This window comes from Enterococcus sp. DIV1368b, assembly GCF_050529595.1.
GTDB classification, from domain to species: domain Bacteria; phylum Bacillota; class Bacilli; order Lactobacillales; family Enterococcaceae; genus Enterococcus_B; species Enterococcus_B mundtii.
In genome coordinates this window covers 572,614-599,285 of sequence record NZ_CP172883.1, presented here as the reverse complement: position 1 = coordinate 599,285, position 26,672 = coordinate 572,614, and the positions used below count along the sequence as shown (strand labels likewise).

The window sequence follows — 26,672 nt, the reverse complement described above, 5'->3', positions numbered from 1 at the left end:
TTAGCAACTCGAAAACCAACAGTTTTTCACAGTTTTGTTGGATAGCTTCGAGAATAGATTCATCGTTAGCAAAACTAGAATATTCGAAGTCAAAGCAAGTAAAAATTGATCAAAACCAAAAATACTCCAATTTAGCAGTATGACTATACCATCTATGAAAAACAAGCCTGTAGAGAGTTTTATATTGAAATATTTTTTTAAAATTATCGGTGGAATGGACGTTCCTCCACTAGAAGAATTTTGTGAATAAACAATGGACATACCTACAGAAAAAATTAGACTCCCCAAAACGATCGATAAAATTTTATTTTCAGTAAACATTATTTTAGGTACATAAGTTAACAATAACGGTAGAACTAAACTACCATATAAAACTTTCATAAATACTTGTTTACCTAAATAAACGATTGCTAATAGCAACATAACTGAATTTAGCGCAAGCACGATGAGTGAACGATCTACTTGAACAAGGTATTCAAGTAATATTCCTAAACCACTCGTTCCTCCTGCAGCAATATAATGTGGGCCAAAAAACATATTGATACTAATTGATAGTATCAATAGCCCCAAAGTAATCATTAAATATTTGAATAGATTTTTCATATGCGCCTCCTAATATTTTTTAATACAAGAACACAAAAAGGGATTAGATAAGAATATTCTTATCTAATCCCTTTGGATCCTCCGAAACTTTAATTAAGTTAACACAACTATTCTAAAATGTAAACCTATTACTTTTATTTTTTTTAATTTTGACTCACAGAATTACACACATTTAAACAATTGAAACTAGTATCCGGCAGAACTACTTTCACTAATTAGCTTTCGTTACTCTGTACACGATCTGATCAAACTAAAGAGGTATCTCTCAAAAAACATTTTCAGGTTTCACTGCTTATTGCTTATAGTTGCATCTTTCTGTCTTCTTCAGATTTTCCAGTTAGTTGCTCGTTCATCTGACTCATATTCCATTTCTTACAATGATCTTTTCACTGTTTCAGATAGGTTGCATGAAAAGCAATATGTTGTTCTACAAATGTAGCAATGGTGAAGTAGCTATGATCATAGCCTTCTTCTTTTTGGTAGAAAACTTCGTGTTTCGCTGATTCTGCTGCTGTTAAAAAAGCTTCTTCATTGAGCTGGACTTCATAGAATGGATCAGCCGTTCCTTGTGTGATCAGGATAGGCGGTTGACTGGTTGTTTCTTTTTTGATCAGCTCAGTGGCATCCCATTCACTCCATGTCGCTTGGTCAGCACCTAGATAAGCGGTGAATGCTTTTTGTCCCCATGGTACGTTCGAGGGGTTCGAAATTGGTGCAAAAGCAGAGATCGAAGCAAAGCGTGCTAGATTTTTCAGACCGATCACTAACGAACCATGCCCACCCATGGAATGACCCATGATACTTTCTTTTCCAGAAAGATTTGGGATCAAGGAGTAGATGATCTCAGTCAGCTCTTTCGTAAGGTAGTCGTACATTTGGAAGTCTTTCTTCCAAGGTTCTTGTGTGGCATTCAAGTAAAAGCCGGCCCCTTGACCGAGATCCCAATCTTCACTGTCAGCAACATCTCCCCGAGGCGATGTGTCCGGCATGACGAAGGCGATTTGCTGTTCTGCTGCATAGCGTTGGAATCCACCTTTGATACTGAAGTTATCATCTGTACTTGTTAAACCAGCTAACCACCAAATGAGTGGGATTTCTTGGTTTTCAACGGTCGTTTCTGGTAAATACACGCTGAATGTCATCTCACAATGTAGTGTTTCTGACAGGTGACGGTATTTGGTTTGTTGCCCGCCAAACGACCGATGTGTTTCAATTTTCTGTAGTTCCATCCGTGTCACCTCCATAAGTAAGCATGGTGCGAATCGATTCACCACGATGCAATAATTCAAGTGATTCATTGATTCGTGTAAAATCCAAACGATGGGTGATGAATGAATCTAAATCGATTCCACCGTTCAAGTAATCTTCCACCATACCTGGCAATTGGCTTCGCCCTTTGACACCGCCAAAAGCCGAACCACGCCAGACACGACCAGTCACTAGTTGGAACGGACGCGTGTGGATTTCTTTTCCAGCTCCGGCTACACCGATAATGATACTTTCGCCCCAGCCTTTGTGACATGCTTCAAGCGCGGAACGCATCACTTCCACATTGCCAATACACTCAAAACTATAATCTACGCCACCTTGGGTCATTTCTACGATGACTTCTTGGATCGGACGATCGTGTGTTTTAGGATCAACAAAGTCCGTTGCGCCCATTTTTTTAGCTAACGGCCATTTTTCAGGGTTCATATCGATTGCAATGATTCGTTTAGCATTGGCTTTTTTCAAGCCTTGGATTACTGCTAAACCAATCGCTCCTAGTCCAAAGACAGCTGTGACAGCACCTTCTTCGACTTTTGCAGTGTTTTCCACGGCGCCTAATCCTGTTGTTACACCACAGCCTAATAGAGGAACGGTATCTAGAGGAGCATCCTCTGTGATTTTCACCAAATTGATTTCATTGACGACAGTATACTCACTAAACGTACTCGTACCCATATAGTGATAAATCGGTTCGCCTTTATAAGAAAAACGGGTCGTACCATCTGGCATTAGACCTTTTCCTTGCGTTTCACGGACAGCAGAGCATAGATTGGTTTTTCCTGACAAGCAAAACTCACACTTCCCACATTCAGGTGTATACAATGGAATCACATGGTCCCCCACTTCAACAGAAGACACATCATCCCCAACTTTAACAACGATACCGGCGCCTTCATGACCTAAGACCGCAGGAAAAACACCTTCTGGATCTTCCCCTGATAAGGTAAACGCATCTGTATGACAGACAGAAGTGTACAAAATTTTTACCATGACTTCCGTCGGTTTAGGATCAGCAACATCGATTTCAACGATTTCTAACGGTTTTCCTGGTTCAAATGCTACGGCAGCTCTACTTTTCATTTTTCTTCCTTCTTTCTTATTCCGCTCGTCTGGTTCTTAGTTATTGAGCGAATCCGCAATCTTTCCACTTCATCGTATCATAGGCTGTGTTGAGAAACAAAACTGACAAACTTGTCAGTATCCTCAATTTCTTTACTTCCATTGGTGAGCTTTGTATAATAGCAACTATTGCTGTCGAATAAATAAATCAAAGTGAGGTCCTTTATGTATCAATACCATGAAAAAGAGTTTACCAATACAAAAGACTTAGCCATGCATGTCCTGAGTGGAAAATACAAGATCGTCTTGATTTGGTGTTTTTTACAACAACCAATTTTGCGACTAAGTGAGATCGAAAAAATGTTACCAGATATCAACCAACGGATGTTGATTCGGCAATTAAGAGAATTAGAAAGCGATCATTTACTCACACGTAAAGTCTATCCCGTAGTCCCGCCAAAAGTAGAGTATCAATTGACCGAGATCGGGCGTGAACTCTCAACGATCGTCCAACATATATGCGATTGGGGCGACCATTATTATGAAGTCGTTGCTGATCTTTCACCTGACACAGTAGATTGATTTTCTTATTTAGATCATCAATGACTATTGATTGTTTTATCAAATCGATGAATTTTTCACTGAAAACAAAACTCCCCATAAAGCTGATATTTGGAACGAGGGAAATTCCTTATCGACTCTATGGGGAAGCTTAATAATCAAAAGTGTTGCGCCTACTTATCGTTTTATCCCAACGAGCAAAAGATAGTTAGGAAATCTCTATTCTACATGAAAAAATTTACAGAGTTATTGACAATGAATCCCTAGTTATTTATACATGTTTGTGTTTTCCCGACCTACATAAACGAAACAATATCTAGGTGATCATCGGATTCTAAACGAACATTTGCTCCTGACCCTGTATTGATATCTCCAACTGTCGCTCGATCACTCACGATTTGGATTTTTTCTTTTCTATCTGCAGATTCAATCACCATGATTTCTGCAAAAACAGTTGCTGTTGTTTCTGTTCCCATACCAACCATTGTGAACGAACCTGTGACCGTGCACTCTTCTTCTGCTTTATTAAAAATCTCTTTGACTGAATTACGAAGAACAGTGTCTTCGAGAGAAGCAGTAAATGATTTTTGATTCTGATAGTTATCATAACTATTTCCACTAGCTACACCAAACAAGCCTAACAACCAACTAGTACGGCTTGTGTTTTGCCTTGAATGTTGTTCTAGTTCTTCATGGTGTTCCGATTTGTAGTTCCTTGTGACTTGATTAACAATTTCTTTAAAATTTTCCTGACTGATCGTATGAACTTTGATATCGACTGTTAGACTACCAGTTACACCACGTGAAATTCGTGCACCACCCTGTACCAACTTTCCTTTTCCTCGCTGAACATGGATTTCTCTTAACTCTTCCGTATGAATCGATGAATTAACTAATCGGTCTTTTACTTGAAAATTTTCTAATATTCCGTCATCCATGATATCCAACATGAGCATTTCGTTCGATTTATCCATTGTTATAGGCTCCTATTCTCAAATTTTCCATTGAAAGTATGGATTTCTTAGAAAGTACGTTTACTTAAAATTCAAATGTCACCGCTTCCAAAAGTGTCACTTCATCTTGTAAATTTTTGTTGATTTTGTAAGTCACTAATTTTTCATTCTGAGTTGGGCCTAACATGTTGACTTTGCACAAGATCCAATAGTTTGTCCCAGTAACTACTTGTGTGCCTAATAGTGCAAAAGGTATTGCTTTACTACTGTCCATTAGCGTTTTACGAGCTTCTTCTACCAGCTTCTTGTGTTCATCAGTAATTGTTGGCGATTCTGGGATAGTGATCCCTCCGTCAATTCCAGTCATACATATCTCCTCCTAAGATTATTTAAAAAGCGCTTACCGCTTCTTAAAATAAGATTAATTTATTTTTAAAAAAACATCAAATAAAACAACCTGAGATAGTTTAACAAGCGTAAATAAGCCATTCCACTCATATCCAAACTTTTCTCCATTTAAAATATCACTTACCGCCAATAAAAAAATAGCAAAAAAACGTAAATAGACAAGAAATAAAGGACAAATATACGAATGATACAGACTACATTCAAATACTTATATAAATATGACCAACTTCAACTTTTTCTTTTTTTAACAAATCAATAACATTTAAAGTTATTTTAAATAACTTCGTTTCAGAAAAATATAAATTTTTCGCTTTTATTATTTTCAAAACTGTCCCTACCCATTCTTCTGAAAAATCAAAAACTAATTTTTTCGAGGATACACAAGTAAAATTATTTTTATTTTCTACATGTATGCTATTTGTTTCAGTATGTTGCTCATCGATTACCTGTACCAGATAAGTCGGATTATAATCTTCCATACGAAATACCCAGTCTGTTTCTGAATCTATTAGAAAGGTACCACATAGATGGATAGAAGTATTGGCAGTTTCTTTGTACGAAACTTCTTCTAATTGGATATTATTAGTGAACAATTTAATTCTATGTTCCATTTGTTCTCCTCTTTTCTCCTAGGAATTTTCTGCTACTCTCTCATCTCTATTGATTAAATCATTTCATCATCTGTCAAGCAAATAAAAATCATCCATCCAACTTTTGATTTCATTTAGAAATCAAAAAAACACACGCCCACCTTCAAAGGTGCAGCGACCCCCAAAAGTTAGACCAAAAAAATCTAACTTTTTGGATTTGTCAAGAAAAACTAGACACTTAGTTAAGAGAATAAGCGGATTTTTTTTCAAAGTCTCTAGGAGATTGGTAGCCAAGGGCAGAGTGTATGCGTTTTGTGTTATAGTAAGTTTCAATATATTTAAATATCTCCATTTGAGCCTGATCGATATCACTGAATTGAGCATCATTGATCAGCTCTCTTTTTAACGTTTTATAAAAAGATTCCATTAAGGCATTGTCATAGGGGTTTCCTTTTCGACTCATACTAGCGCGTGCTTCTTTTTTTCTTAACACCGATTGGAATTTCGTACCTGTGTATTGTGAGCCTTGGTCCGTGTGAATAATCAATCCCGGTCCAGGCTGCTCTTTTCCAAATGCTTGAAGAAAAGAATCCACAACTAATTGATCTTTCATTCTAGGTGACATAGACCATCCAACAATCTTTCTCGTACAGACATCAATAAATACAGATAAATAAAGTGTTCCTTCTTTCAGAGGGATGTAGGTAATGTCTCCTAACCAAATTTTATTTTTTTCTGTTGCCTTAAACGTTTGATTAATAAGATTGGGTCGTGAAAGAGAGGGCGATTTTCGATTATAATACTTGTATTTATAGGTACTGCCTTTAGCATAAAGACCAAGTTGATGGAGAAGCTTTCCTACACGTTTTCGATTAACAAGAATTCCTTTTTTATTTAATACTTTTGTTATTCGAATCGCTCCATATCTTCCATGATGTTCCTGAAAAATAGTAGCGATTTCTTCTTTCAAGAGTTCATTCTCTTTTTTTCTTTTGGATGGTTTTCTTTTAAGGAACTCATAAAAACCAGCTTTTGAAACGTTCAATGTCTGGCAAGCTCTCCGGATATTCAACTCATTTTTGTGTTCTTTTAAGTACTGAAATCTTACTTCTTGTTTGGCTTCAAGAAGACCTGGAACTTTTTTAATAAGTCTAATTCCTCTCTTAGGTAACGATTTTCTTGTTCGAGTTTCTTTATTTCGTAATGGGCATCAAAAAGTGCGCTCCCTTTTCCAGGGAACGCACTTTCTCCATATTTTTCAACTTCTTGAACCCATCGATACAAGCTATTAGCGTGAACTTCTAGCTGTAGGCTAACTTCTTTAACAGAAAATCCTTCTTCAGTTACCAGTTTTACAGCGGCGATTTTAAATGCTTTATCAAATGAACGTCTTGGCATAATCTAGATCCTCTCTTTCTCTTAATTTATTGTCTAGTTTATTATACCAAGTCCATTTGGGTATCACTGCAACCTTTAAAGGCTACGTGTGTTTTTTGTTACTCGTTCATTTATCCATTCAACAAAGCGCGTTCCAAGAGCGCTCCAGCTTGGTGCTGCCCTTCTAAGTTTCGTTCACCTGAAAATTTCGACACGCGATCCATGTTCGTGATCACAACGATGACCATGCTCTTTTTCCCTTGACTATGGATATACGGCAAATCCATTTGAGCAATTTTAGTGTCAACGGTTACCTGATCACCGACCTTTACAAGTACATCGAAACCTGCCCCATTCAAGTTGACAGTATCGATCCCCATATGGACTAAGACTTCTACGCCATTATTTGTTTTGATTCCTAACGCATGTTTGGAAGGGAAAATCGTAGTGACTTTTCCGCTGACCGGTGCAAAGATGGCGCCATCGATTGACTCGATTGCAAAACCATCCCCCATCATTTTCGTTGAAAAAACTTCATCTGGCACATCTTCTAAAGGAATATATTCCCCTTTAGCCACAGCGTGTAGATTCACTTCGTTCGTGTACTCAGTATCTTCTGCTTGTTCATTTGGTACTAAGAAATAAGTGATCGCAAAAGAGGAAACCAAGGCAATCACTATCCCAAGTACCGCAAACACAAAATACTGACCAATATAGGCGGGTAAGCTAAAAATACTTGATAAAATATAGCCGTAGATCCGAACACCGAAGAAACTGATAAACGCTGAAGCGATCGAGCTACCGATCGTTGCTGCCATAAACGCTTTCTTGTATTTTGATAAGATCCCGAAAAGTGCAGGTTCAGTGATTCCTAATAGACCAGAAACAGCAGAAGATAGAACCAATGATTTTTCTTCTTTTGATTTCACTTTCAAGTAAATAGCCGCTGTCGCCCCAGTGATCGCCATGTTTGCCATAAACATCATCGGCATCAACATGTCATAGCCTTGATTCGCAAAATTTTGTAAGGCAATTGGGGTCATCGCATGATGCAATCCAGTAAAGATTGCAATTGGACGGATCGCACCGACCACGATACCAGCTAACACTGGCGAGATTGAGAATAACCATGCCACACCAGCTGCTAAGAGGTTACCTAAATGAATACTGATTGGACCAATCACTGTTAGTGTCAATAATCCTGCAACAAACAGGGAAATGGTTGGTGTGAACACCGTCCGTAACACTTGTGGCAACAGCTTATCCACCCAACGATAAATGTAGCTGAGTGCTAATACCGCAAAAATGATCGGGATAACTGTTCCTGCATAATTAAAGACAGGAACTGGAATGATACCAAACAGTTGGAAAGCAGAGATCGAACCTTCAGCAACCGCTGTCGTCATGGTGGGAAATTGTAAAGTTGCAGCGATCGCAATCGCTAAATATGGATTCGTTTTGAAGATCCGAGCGGCAGAAGCAGCAACGAAAAATGGCAAGAAAGTAAATACGCCACTCGCAATCATATCAATGATCAAATACGTATCCGTCTGATTCGAAATGACATTCAATGCCACTAAACCGGCCATCAAACCCTTGATCATTCCTGCCCCAGCAATTGCTGGTACGATCGGACCAAATACACCGGAAACAGTATCCATAAATAAGGATACGACTCCTTTTTTCTCTCCTTCACTTCGTTCACTTGTTTCATCTAACCCTAATTCTTTCGCAATTGGTGCAAAATAGTCAGCGACTTCTGTACCGATCACAACTTGCAGTTGTTCGCTTTGATATTTTGTCCCCACCACTTTAGGTGTTTTTTCCAACGCAGCATAATCCACTTTTTTCTCATCTTTTAAATCAAACCGTAATCGTGTCATACAATGCCAAGCGTTGTTGATATTACTTGCTCCACCCACATGTTGTATGATTTGTTTTGCTATTTCTTCATGCTTCACTTGTTCTCCCCCTTATTCTCATCAAACAATAATTCCTGTTTCCGCTTTCACCCAAATAGTAGCATGTGGAACGCCACTTGTAAAACCAGTCCTTTTTAGTAAATAACCATAAAAAAAGCTTTAATATCAACGTTTTAAAAAATAGTGACGTAAAATTGGACTGATTTTTAGTTGGTTTAGATGTTTTTATTAGACCAAATTGACAGGATGTTCTTCCCCATGTTTCAATGAGGATGCACATGATTCATATTTATGTATATTGGAGTGAAAAAAATGACACCAACGATCATTACAAATATAAAAAGTTACGCAATCAAACCAGATCGTCACAACTTGTTAGTCGTAAAAGTTGAAACAGATAAAGGCGTGACCGGTTTCGGTTGCGGCACTTTCCAATTCCGTCCTTTGGCTGTCCAGACCGTAGTTGAAGAATACTTAAAACCTTTACTGATTGGACGCGATGCGAATCAAATCGAAGACCTTTGGCAAGTCATGAATGTCAATTCTTACTGGCGGAATGGGCCAATCACAAATAACGCCATTTCAGGTGTCGATATGGCGCTCTGGGATATCAAAGGGAAAATCGCTGATATGCCATTGTATCAGTTATTCGGCGGAAAAGCTCGAACAGCAATTCCTGCGTATACGCATGCTGTCGCAGATAATCTAGAGGACCTCGATCGTGAAATCGAAACATTTCTCGCACAAGGGTATCGCTATATTCGTTGTCAATTAGGTTTTTATGGGGGAAATCCAACGAATTTAGCAACACCTGAACAACCACTTGCTGGCTCTTATTTCGATCAAGAAGAATACATGTCTACTACGCTATCCATGTTTGAACATATCCAAAACAAATATGGCGATCGTTTCCAAATGTTACATGATGTTCACGAACGCTTGCATCCTAATCAAGCGATCCGTTTTGCAAAAAAAGCAGAAAAGTACAATCTTTTCTTTTTAGAAGATATTCTACCCCCAAACCAAAATGAATGGTTGGCTCAATTGCGAAGTCAATCAACGACTCCGATTGCTACTGGGGAATTGTTCAATAATCCAATGGAATGGAAAGAATTAGTTCGCAATCGCCAAATCGACTATATGCGTGCCCATGTCTCACAAATCGGCGGGATCACTCCTGCCTTGAAATTGGCACACTTTTGCGAAGCGATGGGGATACGAATCGCTTGGCATACGCCATCTGATATCACACCAATCGGCTTAGCAGTGAATACGCATTTGAACATCCACTTGCACAATGCGGCGATCCAAGAAAACATCGATATTCCTGAAAATACGAAACAACTTTTCGGAAATATCCCCACACCAAAAAAAGGCTTTTTCTATCCGATCGAACAAAGCGGGATCGGTGTCACATTCAATGAAGAACAGGCGGCAGAATTTCCAGTTGTCTATCGACCACACGAATGGACACAAAGCCGTACACCAGACGGCACGATCATGACACCGTAATTCCCAAAAAAGCTATCCTTACACGAAACATGTAAGGATAGCTTTTTTTGGTTCCGCTGTATACCTATTATTACAATAATGAATACACGTGTAAACCTTAGTAGCTTTTTATGTAAAACATAATTCTCAAAAATCAATTTCTAAAGAATAATCTAAAATCTGTTTGACTTGAAGAAAATCGTCTTCTCTTATATGAATTTGTGTTGCGTTCACTCTTCCACGTATCTTGTAATCATTCAAAGAAACATACCCAGAAAAGTTGTTCCCCCCAGTCGTTACCGGACAGACAATAATATAGTTCGTTTTTTTATTGTAAGCATTTGAGGAAACAACTAAAGCTGGGTGCTTCCCTCTTATTTCCCTGCCAAAAGAAGGCGTAGAATTAAGTCAGATCAAATCACCTTGTTGAGGTTCATACATTTTTCCCAATCTCCTCTTTTGCTATTGTTTGCCATACCTCATCTTCATCCTTTTGAAATGGTTCATCCAATAAAAATGGATTTTCTATTTTTGGTGTGAATATTAATCCTCCATTCTTAGATTTATATACGACATATTCTGATCCAGCTTCAACCTGATACTGTCTAGGAATTGAAATATAGATAGAATTCCCTACTTTACGAGCTTTTACATTAAACATCATTTATCACTCCTCACAAAATAAATTTTACAACGTAAAAGATACTAATACAAAAATAAATCAATAGAGTGTCTCAGACCTTCTTAATCTTTTATTTAATGCCACATTCTCATTAAACACTTATTGAATATTGACTTAAAAAAGGCATATAATCAACTTAAATCACAATAATAATTTTAAGGAGAATGAACATCTATGTCGAATAAAACCCAAGCTGGGAGTAAACTTATTCAAGTTATTTGGTTGTTACAACTTTTAACTTTGTATACTTTTTTCCTAACAACTAACGATCAATCATATCAGCTATCGAATCTGATCATGAAGTTACTTATCATGCTCACGCTAGGTTTACAGAGTTTTTTTATACGTAGTAACAGAAACTATAAATTTGGTATTATCTTTACATACAATCAATCAACAATAGCTCAAATAGTTGAAAGACTTATTTGGTTCATACTTATTGTAAGTTATTTTTTTGTGTTTTATATTTTCTATTATAAATAATAGATATAACTTACTTCACTTATCAAGCATTTGTAAGAAAGCACTGATGATTTCGTTTTACGTTTCATCAGTGCTTTCTTCACAATTACTATCAACTAATTCGTTTTAATGTTTTCTCCCTTACCTTTCAAAAAAGCTATATTTTTACAGAAGTTTTTTCATTAAACTATTTTGATCCTACTCAACCCCTCAATCAATCCTCGACCGATGGATCTCACGGTCAAAGGGGCGGATGTAAGTCACTGAGTAGTCAATGGCAATGATGCTGCTGTATTCATAGACTTGTCCATCTTCTAATATAGCTCGGTTCGTGATTTGCATGGCTGGTGTACCGCGTTTACATAGCAATACTTTTGATTGTTCTTTGGAAGTCGTGATTGGGTCATAACTCGTGATATAGTGAGAAATCCGATAGCCTTTTTGTTCCACATATTTTTGGATGGAATGCTCGATGATTTCTTGGGACAGGTCGGGAAACATTGCTACCGGCATTTTTGACATTTCTAACTGCTCGATTTTATAATCAACGATTCGAATACGTTCAAATGTCCAAACTTCGGCGCCTTCATCAAGTTGAAAGATTTTTTGCTCATCAGCCGTTGCTGGCGCTTTGTTTAAACTGATCATTTTTGAATGGATTCGATCATAAGGGGTACGTGTCAAAGAATTGAAGATCAAGGGATTTTTGACCCATTTCTCATGGATAAAGATGCCTGATCCTTGAACGACACGGACAATACCGATTTCTTCTAGGTTTTTGATCGCTTGTTGGATCGTAAAGCGAGAAACATGATAGATTTCCGCTAGTTTTCGTTGATTCGGTAATTTTCCATCTTTGAATTCTTCCTGATAGATTTTACTCAATAAATCTTGGACGATGAATTCTCGTTTTTTCATGATATTCTCCTTTACGGGTTACATTCACTTCTTTATCTTAACAAAAAAACAACCAATCACAACCCACTCATGACGAGCCAGTGGAGAACGAAACGTATTTAGAACAAAAAAGCCACAAAAATTGGCAAAAAGAACCATTTTTGTGACTTCATCTAATCAATTGAAGTTGAATCTTTCTTCTTGATTATCCTAATTCAAACGTAATTCTTGACCAGGGTTAAAGAAGAAATCATCCATCGTCATGCCATTCAAGGACAAAATCGTCTCAACTGGTACACCCGTCCGTTGCGCAATTTGATTTGGACCTTCGCCTTCACGTACAACGGTTGTAGCTGCTTGATTGGCTTGATTGCTCGTATCTTCTGTGGACTGTGCCGTGTACTGATTTGCTTGTGACTCCGACGTTTCTGTTGTTTCTGGTGTCGCTTCTGTCGAAGGTGTCGTCTCTTCCGAAGAAGATTCGCTACTAGGTGTCGCTGCTTGAAGTTCCGCACTTGTTCGCAGATAAATATCGGAGATCCGAGCGACCTGTGCCGTGTAACTTGCAGATAGCTGATTGATCATGGTATCTAGGTCGATATCCTCTTTGTTGGAAGCATCTTGGTACATCCCTCTTAATTTACTGATTCCTTCATCCGATAAGGCTTGAAGTTCTCTAGCTTTTCGATTGGCAATGACCGAAAGACCATTGACACCGTCTTGATTGTTTTGGATCTCTGCCTGGTATTCTTCGATCAACACTGGGGTTTTATCTTCGATTTTTTTCGAATAATCTGCAACGACTGCTTGTAGTTGTTCAGAAATAGCTCCTGAAGGTTCTGTTGCTTCGCTACTTTCTTGTGTTGCTTCAGTTTCCGATGAAGCAGTAGTTGAAGCTGTGGACGATTGCGTCGTTTCACTCGTCTTTGCTACCGAGTTTTCACTGGCATTGTTTCTACTATGGAGATATAATCCAGTACCTGCACCAACCAGTAGTAAGACTACTGCAACAGCGGCACCGATTTTCATCATACGCATGCGTGATGCTTGTTTCTGTTGTTGTCTTCGAGCTGATCGAACATTGCCACGCTGTTCATTTTCTTCATTCATTTTATTCACCACCTGTTATTTCTGTAAAAAAAATAGCGTTACCAACTTTCTTGTAGTTCCATTGTAGCAAATAATAAGCGTTATGAACATTTTTTATTCTGTTATTACTGAAGAAAAATCACCATTTTTGATGATTCCAAGATTCTCCATCGATTTCTCCTTGCAACTGCTCGATCCGTTCATTGATTTCGACAAATAAGCGTGACATTTCATAAAGTAAGGCTTTGCCCTCATAATCCGCTTGCGTACTCAATTCGGCTAATTGTTCTGTCAACCATTGATCCATTATAAGGTCCTTCCTTTCATCTCTTGTAGTATAAATGTCAGATCTTCAATGTTTTCTTTGGCTTCTTCTAACATCGTTTCGATCATCTGCTGCTTCATCGGTGCTTTTTCCTTGATGCGTTCATTTTGCGCAAATCGTTCGATAAACCAATCGATCCGATTGATCAGTGAAGGTTTTTCGACTAATGTGAGGTATTGCTGATAACTGATCAGGCGTTCAAATCGTTGTTCTTGAGTTAAGTACATGAACTGTGCTAAAACAAACGGAGGCAAAAAGGTCATCTGGAATTTATGGGCAATTCGTTGATACGGACGCAAATACTCCGAGATCGTATACTCTTCTTTCCCACCTGCTTGGTATTCTTTTTCACTCACGCCGGTTGTTAAAACGATCCCTAATTCTTTACCTGATAAGACTGCTGTTGCCGCTTCTAACACTTGGTCTTGCCACATTTTCAAATGGGCTGGCGCGCTATACCAATAGAAAGGAAATTGGAAGATGATCCGGTCATGCTCTTTCAATAAAGCAAGTTCTGCTTGAAGATCAATTTCCCCATCTGGATAACAAGCTTCTAGATGATGCCAAGTAGTCGATAGCTGGCTGGATGCTTCTTTAAAAAACTGTTGGTTCAACGATGTGTCAATTGTCGGATGGCTGACAATAATCAATGTTTTCATAGCTTTTTCCTCCCGTTTTCTAGTCTAGCATATCCCAAGAAAAACCCAGTCAACGATGCCTTTATGTCTTAGGTTGCCCAAGAAATGATGGCTTGTTCTTCTAATTGCTTTTTCAATTGTTCTGCGGAAACGCCTTTGATCTTTTCGTTATTCATTCGTCTACGATAGTTTGTCGCCGTCTCACCAGTGAATTTCTTGAACATGCGGCTAAATACGACCAAACTATTAAAGCCCACTTGATAAGCGATTGCTTCCACGGATTCTTCCGTCAGAGATAAGAGAAACGCTGCCCGATTGATGCGAACACCGATCATATATTCTTTGATACTAATCCCCATGTGATTTTTGAACACACGAGAGAGATGACTTCGGTTAACGGATAATTTTTGGGCGATCTCCTCAACAGTCAAACGCTCGCTGTAATGTTCTTCGATATACTGTACCGCATCAACAGCGAGGGCTGAATAACTTTTTTGTTCTCCTAAATGAACATAGCCACCATCTTCTAATAAGAGCGCGAGCAATTGATACGTCAACGCATTTAATTGCAGCTCATCGACTAGATTTTTTGTCGAGTAATTCATACATGCCAAGATAATCTCCACATATCTAGCAATTTCTGAAGAAACCATCGTGTATTGATCATCTTTAAATAAAGAATGTTGAATGATTTTATCGGCTACTGACCCACCGAAGGAAATCCAACAGTAGACCCAAGGATCTTCACCATCCGCCAAATAAAAAGTAGAATCTCCCGGTCTAATCAAAAAAAGATCACCTTTTTTCAATTGATATTGCTGATTTTTTACGCGATAGACCCCTTTTCCTTCCATCACGATATGCAAAATATAATCTTGACGAATGGCTGGTCCGAATGAATGAAAGGGCAATGTTTTAGAAAAACCGCAAAAATCAAAGTATAGTTCTTGTGAGATGGATTGATGTTCTTTTTTCAAAAAAATCGCTTTTTCCATTGACGTACCCTCTTTCGTATTTTCTTTATTCTACTATAGATGCAACAAAAAGTTAAATACTGCTCACAGAAATACATTCAAGTAAGTGCTCTTCTTTGATATGATTGAATGGTAAAAACAGTAACTACCTCATTGTAAACGCTTCATTTAATGGTATAGTTAATTTGATTAGGCGTAAACTGCGCCTACACCAACTACTAATCCAGCACCAAGAAAGGACTACTTAAATGGACATTACTAAAAAAACATTTGGACAATCTGCACAGTTGATTACTTTAACCAATCAACAGGGAACGACCCTCGCTGTTACTGATTTAGGCGCACGGATCGTCAGTTTGACATTCATGGATAGAGAGTTGATTCTAGGTTTTGATTCAGCAGAAGAATATCTCGAAAAAGATGCCTTTATCGGAGCAACGATCGGACGAACTGCTGGGCGGATCGATGCAGGCAAATTCACCCTTGGCGGTCAGACGTATCAACTACCTGTCGATCCCGCAACTGGTCACTCCTTACATGGTAGTGCGCCAAGTTTTGAAGAAAAAATCTGGCAATACGAAATCATTGATGGCGAACAAGAAGCCACTGTGATCTTTACCACGACTAGTCCCGACAAAGAGCGTGGTTTTCCAGGGAATTTATCCGTAGAAGTTCGTTATACCCTTACAGAAGATAATATTTGGCGTGTCACAACGAAAGCAGTCAGTGATCAATTGACACTATTCAACCCAACCAATCATGTTTATTTCAACTTGAGTGGTGATGTGACGCAACCAATCGATGACCATACGCTGTGGGTCAACAGCCATGCCTTTGCTGAATTACGACCGGACAGCATTCCGACAGGTGAACAATTAGAAGTGACTGGAACACCTTTTGACTTTCAAACACCAACAAAACTCACGACTGTTTTCACCAGTGACTTTCCACAAAAAGAATTATTTGATGGAATCGATCATCCGTTCTTCCTAAAGGAAACAGGCTTAGATAAAACAGCCGCTTCTCTTTTAAGTCCAGATGAAGCAATCAAAGTCAGCGTCAGGACGGATGCATCGAGTATCGTCATTTTCACTGCCAACTTTGGGGAAGATACACCTGACATGCGCGGGCAACGTTTAGCGAACCATGGCGGGATCACTTTTGAAACACAAATCGCTCCAGGAGCAGAACGTTACCCTTCTTTCGGCGACATATCTTTGGTACCGGAAACACCATTTGAGACGATTACAGAATTCAAACTTGAAGCAAGAGAGGAACAAGACAGATGAATAAAACAGCACATTTAACGACGAAATTCAACGAATTATTTGGTGAAAAACCAACAACAAACTATTTTTCACCTGGACGAATCAACTTGATTGGTGAACACACGGACTACAACGGCGGACACGTTTTTCCTGCATCGATCACTTATGGCACTTACGGCGTTGCTGCACATCGAGAAGACAACAAAGTATTAGTTTACTCAACAAACTTTGAGGAAATCGGCGTGATCGAATTCACGCTTGATGACCTGACATTTGATAAAAAAGACAACTGGGCAAATTATGTCAAAGGCATGATCTTGAAACTAAAAGAAGCTGGCTATACCATCGAGAGCGGTTTTGAATTGGTGATTGAAGGAACGATCCCTAATGGTGCCGGACTTTCTAGCAGTGCTTCGTTAGAATTATTAGTGGGGGTTGTTCTGGAAGATTTGTTTGATTTAGCGATCGATCGTTTGACACTCGTTCAAACTGGAAAAAAAGTAGAAAATGAATTCATTGGTGTCAATTCAGGGATCATGGATCAATTTGCGATCGGTTTTGGTGAGATCGACCATGCCATCTTGCTAGATACGAATACATTACACTATGAAATGGTCCCAGTTAAATTAGATGGCTATGCCGTGGTTATCATGAACACGAATAAGCGACGTGAATTAGCAGAATCGAAGTATAATGAACGCCGCAGTGAATGTGAAGAAGCATTGAAACGTCTGCAAACGAAGCTGGACATCAAAGCTTTAGGTGAATTGGATGAAGCGACTTTCGAAGCGCATACGGACTTGATCGGTGATGATACCTTGATCCGTCGTGCACGTCACGCAGTCACTGAAAATCAACGAACATTAAAAGCAAAAGCTGAATTAGAGCAAGGAAACTTAGAAGCATTTGGTCAATTATTGAATGACTCTCATTACTCACTCCGTCATGATTACGAAGTCACAGGCATCGAATTAGATACACTTGTAGATGCTGCACAAGCACAACCTGGTGTTTTAGGCGCACGTATGACAGGAGCAGGATTTGGCGGCTGTGCCATCGCTCTAGTCAAAGAAGAGGAAATCCCCGCCTTTAAAGAAAATGTCCATGCACGTTATTTAGAGGTTGTAGGATATGAACCAGAGTTTTATGTAGCACATATCGGAAGCGGTACGACGAAAATTTAGTTAAAAACAGAAACATGCGTCTGGGCTTGGCAAACAACCAAACTCAGGCGCATATTTTATTGAATCATGATTTTGAATCTAGTTTAAATAATTTTGAAAAAATGTAAAAATCAGCTGTTGATTAGTTGAATCTTATTTTAATTATAAATTTCTTTTTCAGTTAAAAAGACAGAAAGAATGTATTTGCATTCTTTCTGTCCCAATCATTCTAAAATTCTTTATTCCTCATATCACTATTCTGACTTGCGACTCTACAAAGTGTTCAATCGTTTAACCTAAGATCTCAACAATCGCTTTGTTGAACTCAGGCAAATCATCTGGTGTACGGCTAGTAATTAATTGATTATCGATCACCACTGCTTCATCTTTGACATTGGCGCCAGCGTAAGCCACATCTGGACGAACAGTGTCATAGGCAGTCATTGTTCTACCTTCTGTTAGACCGGTTTGGATAAACAATTGTGGGCCATGACAGATAGCAAATAACGGTTGGTCATTTTTCAAGAAGTAAGTAACGAAATCAACAAAACGTTGGTCCTTACGTAATTGATCCGGTGAGAATCCTCCAGGGATCAAGAGCGCATCGAAATCTTCAGGAGAAACTTCATCAATGCTGCGATCGATCGTGAACTCGCCACCTTTTTTGCCTTTGATCGTTTGGTTTGCTTCAAAACCAATCGTTGTCACTTCATTCCCCGCATTTTCCAATGCTTCTTTTGGTGAAGTCAACTCAATATCTTCGACTAAATCAGTTACGATTGCTGCAATTTTTTTTGCCATTTTTCCTCTTCCTTTCTTATCGCTTGATTCTAGCCTAAAGGATTTCAGAAAAGTGTGCAAATCATCTGTTTATGATTTATAACTTATTTTATTTAAAAGAAAAATGATAGTTTCTCTTTTAAAGTTAAGCACCTAGTTTTTCACGAACTATGGCTTCGGTCAATGTCTTTGAAAAATTTAGATGCATTTCTTTACCTAACTTATCTGCCCATTTTGGAATCGTTAACGTCTTTTTTATAGGTTCCTCTGAGCCTAAATATTCTGTTAGATCTACAGAGACCATTGAAATAAATGATTTTTCAGCATCATATTCTAATATGAACTCGGAGTCACTTTTAAAAGGGTTATTTTCTATAAGTGACAATGCACTGATAAGAGATGGTTCAGGTAATGTTCGGTCTTCTTCTATCTCAGCCGCCAAAAGAATACCTAAGTAATCAGAGGCATTTTCGAGCGCTTCAGGAATGTCAGATCCGCTTGTACCAGCCATCTCCGGAAAATCTGGAAAGAAAACAGAAAATCCCGAGTCATAGCCTTCACTTGTTTCTAAATAGAATAATGCCGGATATGAAACAAGCATGATTCTCCTCCTCTCTCAAGAAACAGGAACAGAGCGATTTTAACCCTGCCTGCCTCAGTATCGCATGTTCTGTCCCTTTAGGTAGCTTGTAAGGAACAATGATTGGTCGATTTACTCCTGGTAGTTTCACTTTTATATGAGAACCTTTTCCACCCTTAACTTTTAACCCACCTATGGAAATCAAGAGTTTGACCATTTCCTGTTGTGTCATTGGCATTGTTACAATACCTCCCGACATATCTATACTAACACGTGTAACACGTGAAGAAAAGTAAAAACACGTGCTATACGTGTTAAGTTAATATATATCTATTTACCATCATAAAATAAACAAAGAAAAATTATCCAACAAAAAATAAACCAAAGCAGCTATCGAAGTTTGGCTGCTTTGGTTTATTTTCTTTGGAGCGACTGACTATTCTCACGGCTACGGTACACTGGATATTCTCCAATCAATTGGACTGGAAATGATCGTTGTTCCAGTAGCTTGATTGCTTCGTTCAATTTTGTATCTGCTTGTTCAATCTCTACTTCAATCACGAAAAAGTATTCACCTAACGAGGTTTTTTGCGGTCTAGACTCGATTTTGGTCAAATTAAGTTTTTGTTCTGCAAATACCGCAAGTACTTGATATAACGCACCTGGGCGATTTTCTGGCAAGTCTACAAATAGTGTTGCTTTGTAAGTACTGACTGGTAACTTAGATGACATCGGTGAGGAACCTAGTAGCCAAAAACGGGTTTCATTGTTGCGGATCGATTGAATATCTTGCTGAACGATGGTCAAACCAAACTGTTCCGCAGCTTCTTTAGGTCCGATTGCCGCGATTTTTTGTTCAGGATGCTCGGCAACTTGTTGGGCACCTTGGGCAGTCGAACCCATTTGCTCGATTTCCACGTCAGGGAACTGTTGCTTCAAAAATACTTGCGATTGTGCCAACGCTTGCGGATGACTACAGATTTTTGTTACCTCTTGCCACGTCTGTTGATGCTCAGGATGCACCATCAATTGTTGCTTGATGGGCAAAACGATTTCTCCTTGGATCGTTGGTAAGGTTTCATAGACATGGTCTAATGTGGGCAATACGGAACCTTCGATGGAATTTTCGATCGGTACCATCGCATAATCGATCGCATCGTTGATCTGGGCATCAATCAAATTTGTTAAAGCTTGATACGGAGACCAATCGCCTTCGTTGAAATAATTCTTTACTGCACTATATGTGAAGGAACCTTTTGGGCCTAGATAACCAATTTTCATCGATTCATCACCTGCTTTATGATTTCTGAGACAACTTCTGCTGGTGATTTACCAGTTGTTTCTATCGTAAGATCTGCTAATGTTTCATAGTGTTTTTTTCGCGAAAAAAATAATTCTTTTAACTCTGTATCATCTTTATCGAGTGCCAACGGACGGGCTTGTTTGTGATCTTGGCGGATACGTTTGATTAAAAGATCGGGATCAGCTTTTAAGTAAACCACCAGATGATCTGTCAGCAGTCGTTGATTTTCTTCTTGTAGGATAACCCCACCACCTGTCGCAATGATCGCTTCTTCTTGCAACGAGGTTTTCAACAGGTTCGTTTCTTCCTGTCGAAAGGCAGCTTCGCCATGTAATTCAAAATACTGACTGATCGAACAGCCAAACTCCTCGACTAGTTTTGTATCCATATCGATCAATGGTTTCTTTAACTGCATAGAAAGCTTGCGACTGATCGTTGTTTTACCGGCGCCCATAAAACCAATCAGCACAATCGCAGCCATTAGTTTTTCTCCTTGATCAGATCAGCTAGATCAGTGAAGAAGTCAGGATAAGAAATATTTACCGCTTCTGGATGGTTCAATTCAACTGGCTCATCGGTCAATAACGCGGCAATCTGTAACATCATGCCAATGCGATGATCCCCATGACTGTCAACAATTGCCCCATGTAAAGGTGTTGGACCATGAATGATCAGCCCGTCATCTGTTGTTTCGATGTTTGCGCCCATTTTTATCAATTCTTCCGCTGTCGCATCGATGCGATTTGTTTCTTTCACTTTTAATTCTTGTGCGTCCCGAATGATCGTCGTGCCTTGTGCTTGTGTCGCAGCTAATGCCAAAATTGGTAATTCATCGATCAAGCGAGGAATGATTTCTCCTTCGATCGTACACGCCTGCAAGTTGGCAGAACGTACCATTAAGTCAGCCGCTTGATTTTGTTGATCGATCTGCATTTCTTGGATCGAAGCACCCATTTCGATCAATACATCTAAAATCCCTGTTCGTGTTGGATTGATTCCTACTTGTTTCAATAAGACTTCACTATCTGGCAAAATACTTGCTGCGACTAGATAAAAGGCTGCTGACGAAATATCTCCAGGTACCGCCACGTTTTGTCCAACTAACCGTTGCCCGCCAGCAAGTGTGATCACTTTATTTTCTACTCTTATCTCTCCGCCAAATTGTTTGATCATTTCTTCTGTATGATTCCGTGATCGTTCTTTTTCGATGATCGTTGTCTCACCATCTGCTTGAAGTGCTGCGAATAAAATCGCTGATTTGACTTGCGCACTGGCAATCGGCATCTCATATTCGATTGGTTTCAAAGGCCCACCAGTCACTCGTAAAGGTGGTAGATCTGGATGTTCGATCCCTTTAAGATCCGCACCCATTTCACGTAAAGGATTCATCACTCTCCCCATCGGGCGACGATTCAACGAGTCATCTCCAGACACTTCTGCCGAAATCTTACTTCCAGCTAAAATCCCTAAAAGTAAACGGATCGTTGTACCAGAATTACCTGCATCTAAACGTTCTGTGGGTGTTTGTAATCCCTCTACGCCATGACCATAAACATGGATTTTCTCTTCTTCCTCTTCTATTCTCACACCTAATTGTTTAAATATGGACATCGTACTCAAGCAATCTTCTGCTTTTAAAAAGTTCGTTATCGTCGTTTTTCCATGACTGATTGCACCAAACATGATGCTGCGATGAGAAATCGACTTATCTGCTGGAACCGTTAGCTCACCTTTGATTCCATGTGTCGCGTTAAGTAATTTCATTGTCTCAACTCCTGATCCAACAGTGAAAATTTTCCGCTTGAATCAATGCTTGTCCTTTTTCTAAATCGGTTTGATTTTTGAAGGACAGTTCAAGGACTCCGAAAATATCTTCTCTAGTTTCTTGTATTTTTAGATTGATGATTGAAATATCTGCTTGGCTCAAAGCCGTTGTTACCTTAGCAACTGCACCGGAAATATCCGGAATATCAACGTATAGATCATAGAATGCTGGAATCGTTCCTTGTCGTTTCTTCGGCAACTGATCCCTTGTCTGCTTCGCTTGTGCAAAAAATCGATAAATGGCCTCTTCATCATTTTTCGCAAGTTGTGTTTTCAATGTTTCCATGGAGGATTGCCATTCTGCTAGTAAGGACAGCATGATTTCTTGATTTGTCAATAAAATATCTGTCCACATTTTGGGGTCGGAGGAAGCAATACGCGTAATATCTCGAAACCCTCCGGCGGCAAGTTGGGAGGCTCTTGGATGTTTCTGATTGAGTTCCTCACTGGTTTGCACTAAACCAGCAGCCACGATATGAGGCAAATGGCTTAAAACACCCACAATCTCGTCATGATTTTTGGCTTCCATCAACACAAATTTTGCTCGAGTCGGTTCTAATAGTTCCATCAGTTCAGCTACACGATCACTCTCATGATCATTGGTCAATATATAATAAGCTTCCTCGAACAAATTGGGATTGCCGGCTTTGACTCCAGATTTATGCGAGCCTGCCATTGGGTGTCCACCAATAAAAGTAAAAGGTAATTCCTTAGCCGCTGTCATGATTGCTGCTTTCGTACTGCCAGTATCACTGACCAATACAGTTTCCTTTAGCGGAAGTGTCGCTAATTGTTGCAAATAGTCCAAACTAACTTGTACAGGAACCGCTAATAAAATGACATCCATTTGACTTGCTTCTTCGATCCCAGACACCAGATGATCCACTAATTGGACTTCTTCTGCAATTTTTCTTGTTTCTGCTGAATGATCCCATCCATAAAGAGTCACATTCGATCCTTTGATGGCTCGGCAAAGCGAAGCACCAATCAGACCTAAACCTAAGACAAATACCTTTTTCTTCATATCAGTCTCCTCACTAAAAGTCTTGGATCATCTGCCGATGACTGGCAACAGATTTTTTCAGCTCATTCATGTTATCCGCTGGGAAATGTTCAAGGATCTCCACGGCAAGTGCCGTTGCAATAACGTGTTCAGCAACCACAGAAGCTGCTGGTACAGCGGTACTGTCGGAACGTTCGACACTTGCTTTATAGGCTTCTTTCGTGTCGATATCCACACTCATCAACGGCTTGTAAAGTGTAGGGATCGGTTTCATCACACCACGAACGATGATTTGTTCCCCATTTGTCATCCCACCTTCAAATCCACCTAAATGATTGGTTGTCCGGCGGTAGCCTTGTTCTTGATCCCAGGTGATTTCATCCATGACTTTAGAACCTGGTAAAGTCGCTGCATCAAAACCGATCCCAAATTCTACCCCTTTGAAGGCATTGATACTTAGCATGGCTTGTGCTAATTTTCCATCTAATTTTTTATCCCATTGGACATAACTACCCAAACCAGCTGGTACATTTTCAACCCGGACTTCGACGACACCACCTAAGGTATCACCTGCTTTTTTCGTCTCATCGATCAATGTTTTGACTTGTTCTTCGATCTCAAGGTCTACCATATTGACTTCGGAGATCGTTGTTTTTTCCTTGATCACCGCCACAGGTAGCACTTCAGGAATCGTTGCTTTGACCCCTCCAAGAACTGCTACATGACTGGCAATTTCAATATCTAGTGCTGCTAGGATCTGTTTTGCTAAAGAGCCGATTGCTACACGCATGGTCGTTTCTCTAGCTGAAGACCGTTCTAACACATTCCTAAGATCTTGATGTTGGTATTTCATTCCACCAACTAGATCCGCATGTCCTGGACGAGGTTTGGCTACTCGACGACGTGTGACATGTTTTTCTTCGATTGGCTCGACTGACATCACCGTCTGCCAATTCTTCCAGTCTTTATTCTCCACGATCATTGTGATTGGCGAACCAAGCGTTTTACCATGTCGAATACCTGAGGTGATTTGGACACGATCTTTCTCGATCTTCATTCTGCCACCACGACCGTAACCCCCTTGTCGCCTCGCAAGATCTTCATTGATTTTTTCAAGTGAAACTTCTAAACCTGCCGGGATACCTTCAATAATGGCAGTTAACTGTGGACCATGAGATTCTCCTGCTGTTAAAAAACGCATTTAGTTCCCCTCCTTTAAATAGTCTTTCACGGACTCAAGCGGGATTTCTTGGATTCTTGCTTGTCCGATTTTATCTAATAAAATAATTTTCAATGTCTTTCCACGTGCCTTTTTATCGTGGGTGATCGCATCATAAAGGGATTGCTCCTCCCAAGGTTGGTACTTGATCGGTAACTGATACTTTTCGATCATTTGGATCAATTGCGCAGTGATACCCACTGGTGATTGTCCCATCCTTTCGGCTTGTTTGGTGATTTGCACCATACCGATCGCTACGGCTTCGCCATGACTGATCTGACCATAACCAGCAGTATTTTCGATGGCATGTCCGATCGTATGGCCAAAGTTCAGTAACAAACGATTCCCGTTATCGAATTGATCTTCTTCAACAACTTGTTTCTTCACACGCAACGCCTTTTCAATGATTTTTTCACTATTAGCCAGTAAGTCAGCAACTCCTGTTAAGCTTGCCAAATCTTGCCATAGCGTTTCATCACTGATTGCGCCGCACTTGATGATCTCAGCAATTCCCTCTTGGATTCTACGCTCTGATAACGTCATTAACGTCTCTGGATCGATCAATACCCCGTCTGGTTGTGCAAATGTCCCAATCATATTTTTCGCCATGGGTGCATTGATTGCTGTTTTTCCTCCAATGCTTGAATCGACCTGTGCCAGTAGGGAAGTCGGGATCTGGACAAATGAAATCCCTCGCATATAGGTGGAAGCAACGAAACTGGCTAAATCGCCGATCACTCCTCCTCCAAGCGCAATCACCGCATCACTACGCGTAAATTGTTCTTCTGCTAAAAACGCATAGAGGTTAGCTGCCATGTCGAATGATTTGCTACTCTCCCCAGCTGGAACAACATAATGGACGACTTCGTAGCTTGCCCGCAACTGTTGACAAATTTTTTCGCCGTATATCGGAAAAACATTCGTATCACTGATAATCGCGATTTTTTTATTTTTCCAGATTCCTTCGATCCACTCAGACACATGATCGAGTGCATTTCGTTCAATGATGATCTCATAGCTTTTTTCTGGTAAGACAACTTCTAACATGACGCTCCTCTTTTCTATAAGGCTTTGATTTTATTCATTGCTTCAACTAAAATCTCGACTTCTTCCATCATTCTTAGGTAGTTCTTTTCATTCAATGATTGCTGTCCATCTGACCATGCGTGGATTGGATCAGGATGGATCTCTACGATCATCCCATCTGCGCCACTAGCAACACCAGCTCTTGCCATTGGTGATACGAGATCCCAAACCCCTGTACCATGACTTGGGTCAACGATGATCGGGAAATGACTTAATTTTTTGATGATCGGTACAGCACTTAGATCGAAGGTATTACGTGTCGCTGTTTCGTAAGTACGAATACCACGTTCGATAAAGATGATGTTTGGGTTGTTTTGTACCGCAATGTATTCCGCCGCATTCAACCATTCTTCGATCGTCCCTGAAATCCCGCGTTTCAAGCCAATTGGTTTTCCTGTTTTCCCAACTGCTTCTAATAGACGAAAGTTTTGCATATTTCTGGCACCGATCTGAATGATATCTGTGTATTCGCAAACGACATCGATATGGGCTTCATCCATGACTTCAGTAATAACTTTTAAGCCGTAATGATCCGCTGCTTTACGCATCATTTTCAGTCCTTCTTCTCCTAATCCTTGGAAAGCGTATGGTGACGTTCTAGGTTTGTAGGCTCCTCCACGTAGGACCGTTGCCCCACCAGCTTTCGCCATACGAGCAGTTTCCATGATTTGTTCTTCGCCTTCTACCGAACAAGGACCAGCCATCGTCACAAAACTACCATCACCGATTTTCAAACCATCCACATCAACGACTGTATCTTGCGGATGAAATTCTCGAGAAGTCAGTTTGTACGTATTAGAGATTTTTACTGCACGCTCCACCATGTCGTATCTTTCAAATGGTACACCTTGGATAATTTTTGGATCACCGATCAATCCTAAAACAAGACGATCTTTGCCATGGTTGATCTGGACGTCCAAGCCCTCTTCCTTGATACGTGAAAGTACTGGTTCTAGTTGGTTTACTTCAATTCCTGGTTTAATAATTAAAATCATAAGATAACATCCTTTTTTATTTTTATTTTTTTATCACTGTTTGAACACTTGATCGACAATGGAAAATCGTTCGTTGTTTACTTAAAATAACTCGTTGGAAAATGAACTGATGTGGTTCTCCTTTCGTTAGGTATAAAAAAAGCCCGCCGTA

The 26,672-nt window shown here is 39.6% G+C and carries 27 protein-coding genes and 2 pseudogenes; 4 read left to right on the top strand and 25 right to left on the bottom strand.

The annotated features are described in order from the left end of the window. From IGJ19_RS02810 to IGJ19_RS02800, 3 genes are all read right to left on the bottom strand, one after another. Complete coding sequence (locus IGJ19_RS02810; RefSeq protein WP_430604393.1) at positions 1 to 603, bottom strand: YitT family protein; 603 nt, start codon at positions 601 to 603, stop codon at positions 1 to 3. A gap of 386 nt (positions 604 to 989) precedes the next feature. Further along, a complete protein-coding gene (gene fghA / locus IGJ19_RS02805) occupies positions 990 to 1,832 on the bottom strand; it encodes an S-formylglutathione hydrolase (protein WP_430604392.1) in 843 nt (280 codons plus the stop codon). Further along, a complete protein-coding gene (locus IGJ19_RS02800) occupies positions 1,813 to 2,952 on the bottom strand; it encodes an S-(hydroxymethyl)glutathione dehydrogenase/class III alcohol dehydrogenase (RefSeq protein ID WP_108173697.1) in 1,140 nt (379 codons plus the stop codon). Before IGJ19_RS02800 ends, fghA begins: the two co-directional genes overlap by 20 nt. A gap of 204 nt (positions 2,953 to 3,156) precedes the next feature. Between IGJ19_RS02800 and IGJ19_RS02795 the strand changes: the two genes are divergently transcribed. Beyond that, positions 3,157 to 3,513 (top strand): winged helix-turn-helix transcriptional regulator, encoded by a 357-nt coding sequence (locus tag IGJ19_RS02795; RefSeq protein ID WP_074801552.1) that lies wholly within the window; start codon positions 3,157 to 3,159, stop codon positions 3,511 to 3,513. A 275-nt stretch (positions 3,514 to 3,788) separates the two neighbouring features. Here IGJ19_RS02795 and IGJ19_RS02790 read toward each other — a convergent pair whose 3' ends face one another. From IGJ19_RS02790 to IGJ19_RS02770, 5 genes are all read right to left on the bottom strand, one after another. Then, on the bottom strand, positions 3,789 to 4,466 hold the full coding sequence (locus IGJ19_RS02790; protein WP_074801555.1) for a hypothetical protein: 678 nt from the start codon (positions 4,464 to 4,466) through the stop codon (positions 3,789 to 3,791). Positions 4,467 to 4,530: 64 nt separating this feature from the next. After that, positions 4,531 to 4,812: a hypothetical protein gene (locus IGJ19_RS02785; RefSeq protein ID WP_074801558.1), complete on the bottom strand. Its 282-nt coding sequence runs from the start codon at positions 4,810 to 4,812 to the stop codon at positions 4,531 to 4,533. 241 nt (positions 4,813 to 5,053) lie between these two features. Continuing rightward, positions 5,054 to 5,464: a hypothetical protein gene (locus IGJ19_RS02780; protein ID WP_161642541.1), complete on the bottom strand. Its 411-nt coding sequence runs from the start codon at positions 5,462 to 5,464 to the stop codon at positions 5,054 to 5,056. Positions 5,465 to 5,681: 217 nt separating this feature from the next. Beyond that, positions 5,682 to 6,841 (bottom strand): IS3 family transposase gene (locus tag IGJ19_RS02775; RefSeq protein WP_185953894.1). Its coding sequence is split into 2 segments (ribosomal slippage): positions 5,682 to 6,595 and positions 6,595 to 6,841, totalling 1,161 coding nucleotides; the frame shifts between segments, so codons are not numbered across the junction. 110 nt (positions 6,842 to 6,951) lie between these two features. Then, positions 6,952 to 8,781, bottom strand: a complete 1,830-nt coding sequence (locus IGJ19_RS02770; protein ID WP_074801562.1) for a glucose PTS transporter subunit IIA — start codon at positions 8,779 to 8,781, stop codon at positions 6,952 to 6,954. A gap of 273 nt (positions 8,782 to 9,054) precedes the next feature. Here IGJ19_RS02770 and IGJ19_RS02765 point away from each other — a divergent pair, with 273 nt between their 5' ends. Further along, positions 9,055 to 10,254, top strand: a complete 1,200-nt coding sequence (locus IGJ19_RS02765; RefSeq protein ID WP_142433673.1) for an enolase C-terminal domain-like protein — start codon at positions 9,055 to 9,057, stop codon at positions 10,252 to 10,254. Between the two features lie 126 nt (positions 10,255 to 10,380). On the opposite strand, the pseudogene IGJ19_RS02760 reads toward IGJ19_RS02765, so the two are convergent. The 7 genes and pseudogenes from IGJ19_RS02760 to IGJ19_RS02730 all read right to left on the bottom strand — a co-directional run. Continuing rightward, positions 10,381 to 10,620: pseudogene (locus IGJ19_RS02760) on the bottom strand (type II toxin-antitoxin system PemK/MazF family toxin); the annotation flags it as partial. Between the two features lie 46 nt (positions 10,621 to 10,666). Continuing rightward, positions 10,667 to 10,894, bottom strand: a complete 228-nt coding sequence (mazE, locus tag IGJ19_RS02755) for a type II toxin-antitoxin system PemI/MazE family antitoxin (protein ID WP_229078064.1) — start codon at positions 10,892 to 10,894, stop codon at positions 10,667 to 10,669. 693 nt (positions 10,895 to 11,587) lie between these two features. Then, complete coding sequence (locus IGJ19_RS02750; RefSeq protein WP_161642545.1) at positions 11,588 to 12,295, bottom strand: GntR family transcriptional regulator; 708 nt, start codon at positions 12,293 to 12,295, stop codon at positions 11,588 to 11,590. 189 nt (positions 12,296 to 12,484) lie between these two features. Continuing rightward, entirely contained in the window at positions 12,485 to 13,384 is a 900-nt protein-coding gene (locus IGJ19_RS02745; RefSeq protein ID WP_062805658.1) for a LysM peptidoglycan-binding domain-containing protein, read from the bottom strand. Between the two features lie 118 nt (positions 13,385 to 13,502). Next, positions 13,503 to 13,670: a hypothetical protein gene (locus IGJ19_RS02740; protein WP_176285257.1), complete on the bottom strand. Its 168-nt coding sequence runs from the start codon at positions 13,668 to 13,670 to the stop codon at positions 13,503 to 13,505. Continuing rightward, on the bottom strand, positions 13,670 to 14,347 hold the full coding sequence (locus IGJ19_RS02735; protein WP_086334327.1) for an NAD(P)H-dependent oxidoreductase: 678 nt from the start codon (positions 14,345 to 14,347) through the stop codon (positions 13,670 to 13,672). The genes IGJ19_RS02740 and IGJ19_RS02735 overlap by 1 nt, the downstream gene beginning before the upstream one ends. A 68-nt stretch (positions 14,348 to 14,415) precedes the next feature. After that, positions 14,416 to 15,321 carry an AraC family transcriptional regulator gene (locus IGJ19_RS02730; RefSeq protein WP_074801575.1) on the bottom strand — a complete coding sequence of 302 codons (906 nt, stop codon included), beginning with the start codon at positions 15,319 to 15,321 and terminating at the stop codon, positions 14,416 to 14,418. A gap of 227 nt (positions 15,322 to 15,548) precedes the next feature. Between IGJ19_RS02730 and IGJ19_RS02725 the strand changes: the two genes are divergently transcribed. Both IGJ19_RS02725 and IGJ19_RS02720 read left to right on the top strand, forming a co-directional pair. Further along, positions 15,549 to 16,589 (top strand): aldose epimerase family protein, encoded by a 1,041-nt coding sequence (locus IGJ19_RS02725; protein ID WP_142433671.1) that lies wholly within the window; start codon positions 15,549 to 15,551, stop codon positions 16,587 to 16,589. Further along, positions 16,586 to 17,752: a galactokinase gene (locus IGJ19_RS02720; protein ID WP_430604391.1), complete on the top strand. Its 1,167-nt coding sequence runs from the start codon at positions 16,586 to 16,588 to the stop codon at positions 17,750 to 17,752. The genes IGJ19_RS02725 and IGJ19_RS02720 overlap by 4 nt, the downstream gene beginning before the upstream one ends. Before the next feature lie 270 nt (positions 17,753 to 18,022). Here the strand turns inward: IGJ19_RS02720 and IGJ19_RS02715 are convergent, their stop codons facing one another. From IGJ19_RS02715 to aroF, 10 genes and pseudogenes are all read right to left on the bottom strand, one after another. After that, complete coding sequence (locus tag IGJ19_RS02715) at positions 18,023 to 18,532, bottom strand: type 1 glutamine amidotransferase domain-containing protein (RefSeq protein WP_086334324.1); 510 nt, start codon at positions 18,530 to 18,532, stop codon at positions 18,023 to 18,025. A 124-nt stretch (positions 18,533 to 18,656) separates the two neighbouring features. Continuing rightward, positions 18,657 to 19,112, bottom strand: a complete 456-nt coding sequence (locus tag IGJ19_RS02710; protein ID WP_086334323.1) for a hypothetical protein — start codon at positions 19,110 to 19,112, stop codon at positions 18,657 to 18,659. A gap of 40 nt (positions 19,113 to 19,152) precedes the next feature. Beyond that, positions 19,153 to 19,329 (bottom strand): annotated as a pseudogene (locus tag IGJ19_RS02705) (type II toxin-antitoxin system HicA family toxin); the annotation flags it as partial. A gap of 176 nt (positions 19,330 to 19,505) precedes the next feature. Continuing rightward, positions 19,506 to 20,372 (bottom strand): prephenate dehydratase, encoded by an 867-nt coding sequence (gene pheA / locus IGJ19_RS02700; RefSeq protein WP_115357292.1) that lies wholly within the window; start codon positions 20,370 to 20,372, stop codon positions 19,506 to 19,508. Then, entirely contained in the window at positions 20,369 to 20,875 is a 507-nt protein-coding gene (locus tag IGJ19_RS02695; RefSeq protein WP_115357291.1) for a shikimate kinase, read from the bottom strand. The genes pheA and IGJ19_RS02695 overlap by 4 nt, the downstream gene beginning before the upstream one ends. Then, positions 20,875 to 22,158: a 3-phosphoshikimate 1-carboxyvinyltransferase gene (gene aroA, locus IGJ19_RS02690; protein ID WP_108173523.1), complete on the bottom strand. Its 1,284-nt coding sequence runs from the start codon at positions 22,156 to 22,158 to the stop codon at positions 20,875 to 20,877. Before aroA ends, IGJ19_RS02695 begins: the two co-directional genes overlap by 1 nt. Before the next feature lie 4 nt (positions 22,159 to 22,162). Then, positions 22,163 to 23,242 carry a prephenate dehydrogenase gene (locus IGJ19_RS02685; RefSeq protein WP_430604390.1) on the bottom strand — a complete coding sequence of 360 codons (1,080 nt, stop codon included), beginning with the start codon at positions 23,240 to 23,242 and terminating at the stop codon, positions 22,163 to 22,165. 13 nt (positions 23,243 to 23,255) lie between these two features. Continuing rightward, the gene (aroC, locus tag IGJ19_RS02680; RefSeq protein ID WP_142433668.1) at positions 23,256 to 24,422 is read right to left on the bottom strand and encodes a chorismate synthase; all 1,167 of its coding nucleotides are present in this window, start codon (positions 24,420 to 24,422) and stop codon (positions 23,256 to 23,258) included. Next, a complete protein-coding gene (gene aroB / locus IGJ19_RS02675; protein WP_142433667.1) occupies positions 24,423 to 25,487 on the bottom strand; it encodes a 3-dehydroquinate synthase in 1,065 nt (354 codons plus the stop codon). Positions 25,488 to 25,501: 14 nt separating this feature from the next. Next, positions 25,502 to 26,521, bottom strand: coding sequence for a 3-deoxy-7-phosphoheptulonate synthase (aroF, locus tag IGJ19_RS02670; RefSeq protein ID WP_066025183.1), 1,020 nt, complete (start codon positions 26,519 to 26,521; stop codon positions 25,502 to 25,504). Between the last annotated feature and the right edge of the window lie 151 nt (positions 26,522 to 26,672).

What these genes read in the sequence shown, in the direction of transcription:
- IGJ19_RS02810 (WP_430604393.1), bottom strand. Translation starts at nt 603, where the DNA reads ATGAAAAATCTATTCAAATATTTAATGATTACTTTGGGGCTATTGATA.
- fghA (WP_430604392.1), bottom strand. Translation starts at nt 1,832, where the DNA reads ATGGAACTACAGAAAATTGAAACACATCGGTCGTTTGGCGGGCAACAA.
- IGJ19_RS02800 (WP_108173697.1), bottom strand. Translation starts at nt 2,952, where the DNA reads ATGAAAAGTAGAGCTGCCGTAGCATTTGAACCAGGAAAACCGTTAGAA.
- IGJ19_RS02795 (WP_074801552.1), top strand. Translation starts at nt 3,157, where the DNA reads ATGTATCAATACCATGAAAAAGAGTTTACCAATACAAAAGACTTAGCC.
- IGJ19_RS02790 (WP_074801555.1), bottom strand. Translation starts at nt 4,466, where the DNA reads ATGGATAAATCGAACGAAATGCTCATGTTGGATATCATGGATGACGGA.
- IGJ19_RS02785 (WP_074801558.1), bottom strand. Translation starts at nt 4,812, where the DNA reads ATGACTGGAATTGACGGAGGGATCACTATCCCAGAATCGCCAACAATT.
- IGJ19_RS02780 (WP_161642541.1), bottom strand. Translation starts at nt 5,464, where the DNA reads ATGGAACATAGAATTAAATTGTTCACTAATAATATCCAATTAGAAGAA.
- IGJ19_RS02765 (WP_142433673.1), top strand. Translation starts at nt 9,055, where the DNA reads ATGACACCAACGATCATTACAAATATAAAAAGTTACGCAATCAAACCA.
- mazE (WP_229078064.1), bottom strand. Translation starts at nt 10,894, where the DNA reads ATGTTTAATGTAAAAGCTCGTAAAGTAGGGAATTCTATCTATATTTCA.
- IGJ19_RS02750 (WP_161642545.1), bottom strand. Translation starts at nt 12,295, where the DNA reads ATGAAAAAACGAGAATTCATCGTCCAAGATTTATTGAGTAAAATCTAT.
- IGJ19_RS02745 (WP_062805658.1), bottom strand. Translation starts at nt 13,384, where the DNA reads ATGAATGAAGAAAATGAACAGCGTGGCAATGTTCGATCAGCTCGAAGA.
- IGJ19_RS02740 (WP_176285257.1), bottom strand. Translation starts at nt 13,670, where the DNA reads ATGGATCAATGGTTGACAGAACAATTAGCCGAATTGAGTACGCAAGCG.
- IGJ19_RS02735 (WP_086334327.1), bottom strand. Translation starts at nt 14,347, where the DNA reads ATGAAAACATTGATTATTGTCAGCCATCCGACAATTGACACATCGTTG.
- IGJ19_RS02730 (WP_074801575.1), bottom strand. Translation starts at nt 15,321, where the DNA reads ATGGAAAAAGCGATTTTTTTGAAAAAAGAACATCAATCCATCTCACAA.
- IGJ19_RS02725 (WP_142433671.1), top strand. Translation starts at nt 15,549, where the DNA reads ATGGACATTACTAAAAAAACATTTGGACAATCTGCACAGTTGATTACT.
- IGJ19_RS02720 (WP_430604391.1), top strand. Translation starts at nt 16,586, where the DNA reads ATGAATAAAACAGCACATTTAACGACGAAATTCAACGAATTATTTGGT.
- IGJ19_RS02715 (WP_086334324.1), bottom strand. Translation starts at nt 18,532, where the DNA reads ATGGCAAAAAAAATTGCAGCAATCGTAACTGATTTAGTCGAAGATATT.
- IGJ19_RS02710 (WP_086334323.1), bottom strand. Translation starts at nt 19,112, where the DNA reads ATGCTTGTTTCATATCCGGCATTATTCTATTTAGAAACAAGTGAAGGC.
- pheA (WP_115357292.1), bottom strand. Translation starts at nt 20,372, where the DNA reads ATGAAAATTGGTTATCTAGGCCCAAAAGGTTCCTTCACATATAGTGCA.
- IGJ19_RS02695 (WP_115357291.1), bottom strand. Translation starts at nt 20,875, where the DNA reads ATGGCTGCGATTGTGCTGATTGGTTTTATGGGCGCCGGTAAAACAACG.
- aroA (WP_108173523.1), bottom strand. Translation starts at nt 22,158, where the DNA reads ATGAAATTACTTAACGCGACACATGGAATCAAAGGTGAGCTAACGGTT.
- IGJ19_RS02685 (WP_430604390.1), bottom strand. Translation starts at nt 23,242, where the DNA reads ATGAAGAAAAAGGTATTTGTCTTAGGTTTAGGTCTGATTGGTGCTTCG.
- aroC (WP_142433668.1), bottom strand. Translation starts at nt 24,422, where the DNA reads ATGCGTTTTTTAACAGCAGGAGAATCTCATGGTCCACAGTTAACTGCC.
- aroB (WP_142433667.1), bottom strand. Translation starts at nt 25,487, where the DNA reads ATGTTAGAAGTTGTCTTACCAGAAAAAAGCTATGAGATCATCATTGAA.
- aroF (WP_066025183.1), bottom strand. Translation starts at nt 26,521, where the DNA reads ATGATTTTAATTATTAAACCAGGAATTGAAGTAAACCAACTAGAACCA.